Raw genomic sequence first — 6,260 nt, forward strand, 5'->3', positions numbered from 1 at the left:
TAAGCGGGCGCGGCCGACTTGGCAGCGCTCCCACCACGCGCACCCGATAGCAACCGCGGTGCCAACCGGGCCGGTCAGGCCAGCGGGCGCCGCACCGGGTTGGCGCGCAGGAGCGCGATCGCGTCGACCCGGAGGGCGACGGCGATCTCGCCGAGGGCGCCCGCCTCGATGTTGCTGATCCCGTCCTGGTCGGCGACGTCCGCGGCGATCAGGAAGACGTTCTCGCGCTGGGCCGCGGGCCGCTCGGCGACCGCCGCGACGTGGCGCAGGTTCTCGGCCCGGCCGAGGCGGGTGCGGGCCCGGGCGATGCCCTCGTAGAGCTCCGTCTCCAGCATCAGCGCGTCGTAGCCCTTCATCAGGACCGGGTCGGCCTTCAGGCCGTGCAGGGCGGCGTCGAATTCGGGGCCCGCGACCTCGCCGTCGGCCACGATGACGTTGGCGGCGGCCGAGACCGCCGCGAGCATCAACGCCTTGTCGCCGGCATAGGCCGTCACGGTACGGCCGACATGGCCGAAGAGGTCGCGCAGGAGGCTCATTCCGGAGGGTCGGCCGCGGAGTCGGGGTGGCTGCTGGAACGCGAGGGATAGCAGAGGACGGCACGGAGGGAACCCGTCGCCGCGCGACCGGCCATAAAGGCGCGCGGTACCGGCGGCCAGACATCCTTCGGCAACATGGCCATGCGACTCATACGGCCGACCGCGTCCTCGAGCGCGGCCGACGGAACGCGGCCTCGACGATCCCCCCTCAGCCGGTTCCGCGCCCGTCGTCACGCCGCCGGAGCGATGTTCGGGTGCCCCCCAGGCCCGGACCTCGAGCCGGCGGCGGTCTCCGCCGCGAGATGATCGACCACCGCCGACAGCGCCGCGCGCTCCCGCGCGCCCGACCGGCGCGCGGCCGCGAACACGCCCATCTGCCGGTCGGCGCTGGTCCCCTCCGCCACGATCCGCGCCGCGTGCCCGCAGGCGGCGGCGCAGCCCAGCGCCTCGGCATCCTCGGCGATGTCGGCGAGGAGGGTCTCGACCAGCGCGGAGACCGGCACCGTCCGGACCTGCGCCTCGTCGATGAGCGTCGCGCGCACGCCGTCGCACTGGGCTCGCCAGAGATTCTCCATGACGAACCCGCGGGAGGCAGCGGTCAGGCCGGCATTGAGCCGCTTGTCCCGGACCACCCGGCGCACGAGGCAGCGGAACAGCGCGGCGATGCACAGCGCGTCGTCGAGGCGCGTGCAGCTGTCGGCGACCCGCAGTTCGAGAGTCGGATATTTCAGCGACGCGCGCACGTGCCACCAGAGATAGCTGGCATCCGCGATGGCGCCCGAGCGGGTCATCACGTCGACGTAGCGGGCGTAGTCGTCGGCATCGGCGAACAGCTCGGGCACGCCCGTGCGCGGCAGCTCGGCGTAGGCGCGCATCCGGTAGCCGGCGAGGCCGGTCTGCTGCCCCTGCCAGAACGGCGACCCGGTCGAGAGGGCGAGCAGCACCGGCAGGTAGGGCAGCAGCCGGTTGATCAGCCCGATCCGCGCCTCGGGGTCCGGGACCTCCACGTGGACGTGAAGGCCGCAGACGAGGTTGCGCCGGCCGAGCATCCGGAGGTCGGCCATGATCCCGTGGTAGCGGGCCTTGTCGGTGGGGCGCTGGTCGCGCCACCGGGCGGTCGGATGCGTGCCCGCGGCGAAGGTCAGGATCCCGCGCTCGGCGCCGATCTCCGCTAGGCTGCCGCGCAGATCCGCGAGATGCCCCCGCGCCTCGGCGAGATCGGCGGTCGGCGGCGAGGCAACCTCAACCTGGCACTGGAGCTGCTCGCGCTCAGCGTCGTCGAGGCGGGCCCGCACGGCGGCGTGGAAGGCCCGTAGTCCGGCCCGCGGCGTGCCGCGCGTGCGCGCATCGGCCAGGAAGAACTCCTCCTCGATGCCGAACCTGTAGGCGTGGGCCATCCGCGCTCCCTGCCCCGGACGGGCCGATCCGCGTCCGGCGAACGCCGCCGCACCGGCCGGGTTCCGACCGGGCCGGCAGCGCGAGAAGCCTCAGCGCCAGAAGGGCTTGACGTCGAGGAGCTCGGACCGTGCGTCCGCGGCCGCGTCGAGCAATTTCTGTGCCCCCGGATCGTCGGGACCCGGCATCGGCGGTCCCGACAGGCTCTCGGTCATCGTCCGGGCCGTCTCCAGATCGTTGAGCGCTCCGAGATGGTCCTGCAGGTCGGAGAGCGCGGCGCCGAACTTCTCCTGCCGGCGGACAGCCTTCTTCTTCCGGTAGAGACCGGCGAAGAACTCCGCGCCGTAGCGGAGCTTCTTGGCGGCGATCCGCGCCCGGTGCCGCGTGTGCGGATCGAGGTGCCGGAGGCCGCGCCCGCGCTTCTTGAGGCGCGCGCGCGCCTTGTCGAGCACCTGCGCGGCGAAGTGGCGCCCGTCGACGGCCGCGTCGGCGCCGGCGGCCCAGGAGCCCGCCTCGACCCAGCCGGCGAAGTCGATGACGAGCGCGCGCCATTGCGGGCTCTCGAGGGTCGCCGAGACCGCGTCGTACGCGGTGGCGCGCTCCGCCTCGGCGCGCGCGCGCAGGGCGTCCAGGCCGGGCTCGTCGGGGCGCTGTTCCGCGAGATCCGGCAGCGTGTCGCTCAGGAACACGTCGAGGTTGCGGGCGTGGCCGAAGGGCTCGGTGACGCGCTTGATCTCGTCGTTGAAGCCGGCCGCCCGGGGATCGCTCTCCAGCATGGGCCCGAACAGCGACAGCGCCGAGCGCAGGCGGCGCAGGGAGACGCGGATCTGGTGGAGCGCCTCGGGCGGGCGGCCGCCTTCCAGGAAGGCGGTCTCGTTGAGGCGCATGTGGCGCAGGCAGGCGCGCGCCACCCGGCGGAAGACCTCCCCGGCGCTCGCGCCCTCGGGCAGATCCACGGGCTCGGCCTTCACAACGCCGGGCTCGATCCCGTCGAGGAGCGCGTAGCCGACCGTGCTCTTGGCTTTCACGCCGAGGCGCAGCGGCACGGTCTCGGCCAGCTCCCGCGCCAGCGCGAACAGGTCGGCCGGATCGCCGGACTGGAGTTCCAGCTCGACCTCGCAGAGCGGCGCGACGCCCGAGTCGGTCTCGACACGGCCCTCGTCGAGGGTCACGAGCACGCGGGACTCGCCCTGCGCGACCGGGACCTCCCGGCGCTGCACCACGGTGGCGAACAGCCGCTCCAGCGGCGCGTCGGCCTCGCGCAGGACCGGCCCGGCGGCCGTGTCGGCCCAGGCCGCGGGCTCCGGCGCCTGCCCGGCGATCTCGCTCTCCCACTCGGCCCGGTCGAACAGGCCAACGCCGCCGCTCCCGGCCTTCACGGTCTGGATATGGCGGTCGCCCTTGGCGCGGACGCGCAGGGTCAGGCCGTTCTTCCGGAGCGCGCGATCGGGCGTGTCGTAGTAGGTCGTCACCAGGGATTCGGGCTCGGTCGCCGACGCGTCCTTCAACCGGGGATGGGACGCGAGCGCCGTCAGATCCGGCCCGGCGCAGTCGAGCTTCAGCTCGACCTCGCGGGGCTCCGCCGCGGCGTGGCTATCGGTGTCGCTCATACGCTCCTCTTCGTCGCCTGCCCCGGCTAACGAGCCAGGGATGGGCTCCGGTTGCATCGCATCCTGCGTCGCATCTCGCGGAACCGGCATCGGGGCGTGACCGTCCGACGCACCCGCGGCAGCAAAGGCGGCGGCGCCGCCGTCGTCAAGCTGGGACGGGACCGGTCGCCCGCGGCGGATGGATGCTGCGCTGCGTTAAAATCGCGCTTTCCCAAAACGGCACGGCGTGGCAAGACAAATTGTCCACAATCCATCTGCCTCGCAGCCCCGGCCCCGACCGCCCGGAGGCGCACACGGCGCCGCGACGCGCCGGCGCGGCGGATTCCCCTTCGAGCGAGCGGTGCGCCCCTTGTGGACGGCGGCACCGCGGAGAAGATGCGGTCGGTGGCTGCTTTGAAGACACTCCTCGTCGGCGTGATCGGGCACGTCGATCACGGCAAGACGGCGCTCGTCCGCGCGCTCACCGGCGTCGAGACCGACCGGCTCAAGGAAGAGCGCGCCCGCGGCGTGTCCATCGTGCCGGGCTTCGCGCTGCTGACCGCCGCGCAGGGCGAGATCGACCTCGTCGACCTGCCGGGCCACGAGCGGTTCGTCCGCGCCATGATCTCCGGCGCCACCGGCATGCGGGCCGTTCTGCTGGCGGTCGACGCCCACGAGGGCATCAAGCCGCAGACGGTGGAGCATCTCGAGATCGCCGCCCTCATTGGCGTGCGCCGCGGTGTCCTGGCGCTGACCAAGGCGGACCTCGCGACGCCCGAGACCGTGGCCGCGCGCGCCGCCGAGATCGCCGCAGCGGCCGCCCGGGCCGGGATCGAGGCCGGCCCGGTCATCGCCACCTCGACCGTGACGGGCGACGGCCTGCCTGAGCTCGCCGCCGCCCTCTCGGCGCTGGTGGCAGAGACGGAACCGGTCCGCGACGACGGCTTCCCCTACCTTCCGGTCGACCGGGTCTTCTCCCGGCCGGGCTTCGGCACCGTCGTGACCGGGACGCTGCGACGCGGGCCGCTCACGGTCGGCGACACCGTCGAGATCGCCCCCGGCGGCCGCACCGCCACGGTGCGCGGCCTGCAGATCCACGGGCGCGCGGTCGAGCGCGCCGAGCCGGGGCGCCGCACGGCGGTCGCCCTGCGCGGGATCGACCTCGACCAGATCGCCCGCGGGCAGGCGCTGTCGCTACCGGGCCTGCTCGCGCAGAGCCCGTGGCTCGACGTGGCGATCACCGCGGCCGCGAGCCTGCCGGACGCCCTGGCGGGCGGCACGGCCTGCCGCCTGCTCTTCGGCACCACCGAGGTCGAGGCGCGGCTGCGGCTGCTCGACCGCGACGCCCTGGAGCCGGGCGCCAGTACCCAGGCGCAGCTCCACCTCGGCGAGCCGGTGGCGGTGCCGGCGCGGGAGCCCTTCGTGCTGCGGCTCGATTCGCCCTCCGTCACGGTGGCGGGCGGCCGGATCCTCGACCCGGCGAGCCGCCGCCGCCGGCGCCACGATCCCCGGGTCATGGCCGACCTCGCCGCCCTGGCGGCGGGCGGTCCCGCCGAGGCGATCACGGTCCGCCTCGGGCAGCTCGGCGCGGCCGGGGCACCGCTCAACGAGCTCGCCCGGATCGCCGGTATCGCGCCGGACCGCGCCCGGCAGGCGCTCTCCGAAGACGGTGCCCGCGCGATCGGCGACCGCTTCGTCGGGGCTGCGGCCTTCGAGGCGCTGCGCACCGGCACGCTGGCCGCCCTGGCCCACCATCACCGCGACTACCCGATGGAGCACGGCATCGCCCTGGAGCGCCTGTCCCGCGCCCTGGCGCTGCCCGAGGCGGTGACCGGCGCGGTCCTGCGCGACCTCGCGGCCGCCGGCGGCGTCGCCCAGGCGGGCGCCCTGTGGCGACGGGCCGAGTTCGACCCCGCGCGGAACGAGAGCGAGGCCGCCCGCCGGCTGGAGCAGGTCTTCCGCCGCGCCGGCCTCAGCCCGCCCGACGAGGCCGAGGCCATCGGCCGGGACGTGCGCCGCCGCGAGGCGCTGACCTACCTCGTGGGAGCCGGCACGGTGATCCGCGCCGTCGACCGGGTGCAGCGCCGCGCCGTGCTGTTCCACCGGGAAGCGGTGGCCACCGCCAAAAGCCGCCTGATCGACGCCTTCCCGACGGCGCGGACGGCGGAGACCGGATTCCTGGCCCGCGAGGCCGGCGCGACCCTGGGAATCTCACGCAAGTTCTCGATCCCGCTGCTGGAGCACCTCGACGCCACGGGCTTCACCCGCCGGGCCGGGGATCGTCGGGTGATCGTCGCCCTCGAACCCGGTCGGGCGGTCCCGGACGCCGGCTGACGCGGCGCGCTGGCTCCGCCGGCGTCCCGCAATCACCCCCCCCTCTTCCACGCTCGAGAAACGCGGCTGCGCGATCGGGAACGGTGCTAGGGCGTCTCTGCAAAGTCATCTGAGCCAGAGCATGGTCATGCCGAGCGTGACCATGGCGAGGTAGTTCGCGGCTCGCTTCTCGTAGCGGGTGGCGATGCGGCGATACTGCTTGAGCCGGCCGATCAACCGCTCGACCTTGTTGCGCTCGCGGTAGGCGGCTTTGTCGAAATCGAGCTGGCGGGGCTGATCCTTGCGGGTGGGGATCACCGGCTCGACCCGGCGTTGTCGGAGGCGACGACGGGCCGGCGGACTGGAGTAGCCCCGGTCGCCTGCCATCCGCCGGGGACGTAGGCGCGGGCGGCCCCGCCCTGGACGT

Annotated in this window: 5 protein-coding genes; 1 reads left to right on the forward strand and 4 read right to left on the reverse strand. The window is 74.3% G+C overall.

Features of this window, described 5'->3' with window-relative positions; translation table 11 throughout:
• Positions 1 to 74: 74 nt before the first annotated feature.
• The 3 genes from BMY19_RS26380 to BMY19_RS26390 form a co-directional block, all read right to left on the reverse strand.
• Entirely contained in the window at positions 75 to 536 is a 462-nt protein-coding gene (locus BMY19_RS26380) for a tellurite resistance TerB family protein (RefSeq protein ID WP_020094590.1), read from the reverse strand.
• Positions 537 to 766: 230 nt separating this feature from the next.
• Entirely contained in the window at positions 767 to 1,933 is a 1,167-nt protein-coding gene (locus tag BMY19_RS26385; protein WP_100253448.1) for a carboxylate-amine ligase, read from the reverse strand.
• Positions 1,934 to 2,023: 90 nt separating this feature from the next.
• Entirely contained in the window at positions 2,024 to 3,541 is a 1,518-nt protein-coding gene (locus tag BMY19_RS26390) for a CYTH and CHAD domain-containing protein (protein ID WP_100253449.1), read from the reverse strand.
• Positions 3,542 to 3,916: 375 nt separating this feature from the next.
• Between BMY19_RS26390 and selB the strand changes: the two genes are divergently transcribed.
• Entirely contained in the window at positions 3,917 to 5,854 is a 1,938-nt protein-coding gene (gene selB / locus BMY19_RS26395) for a selenocysteine-specific translation elongation factor (RefSeq protein ID WP_244535019.1), read from the forward strand.
• A 105-nt stretch (positions 5,855 to 5,959) separates the two neighbouring features.
• On the opposite strand, the gene BMY19_RS26400 is transcribed toward selB, so the two are convergent.
• The coding region (locus BMY19_RS26400) for a transposase (protein WP_139215706.1) at positions 5,960 to 6,260 on the reverse strand (301 nt) is incomplete at its 5' end.

Source organism: Methylobacterium sp. UNC300MFChir4.1 (genome assembly GCF_900110155.1).
Taxonomy (GTDB): Bacteria; Pseudomonadota; Alphaproteobacteria; order Rhizobiales; family Beijerinckiaceae; genus Methylobacterium.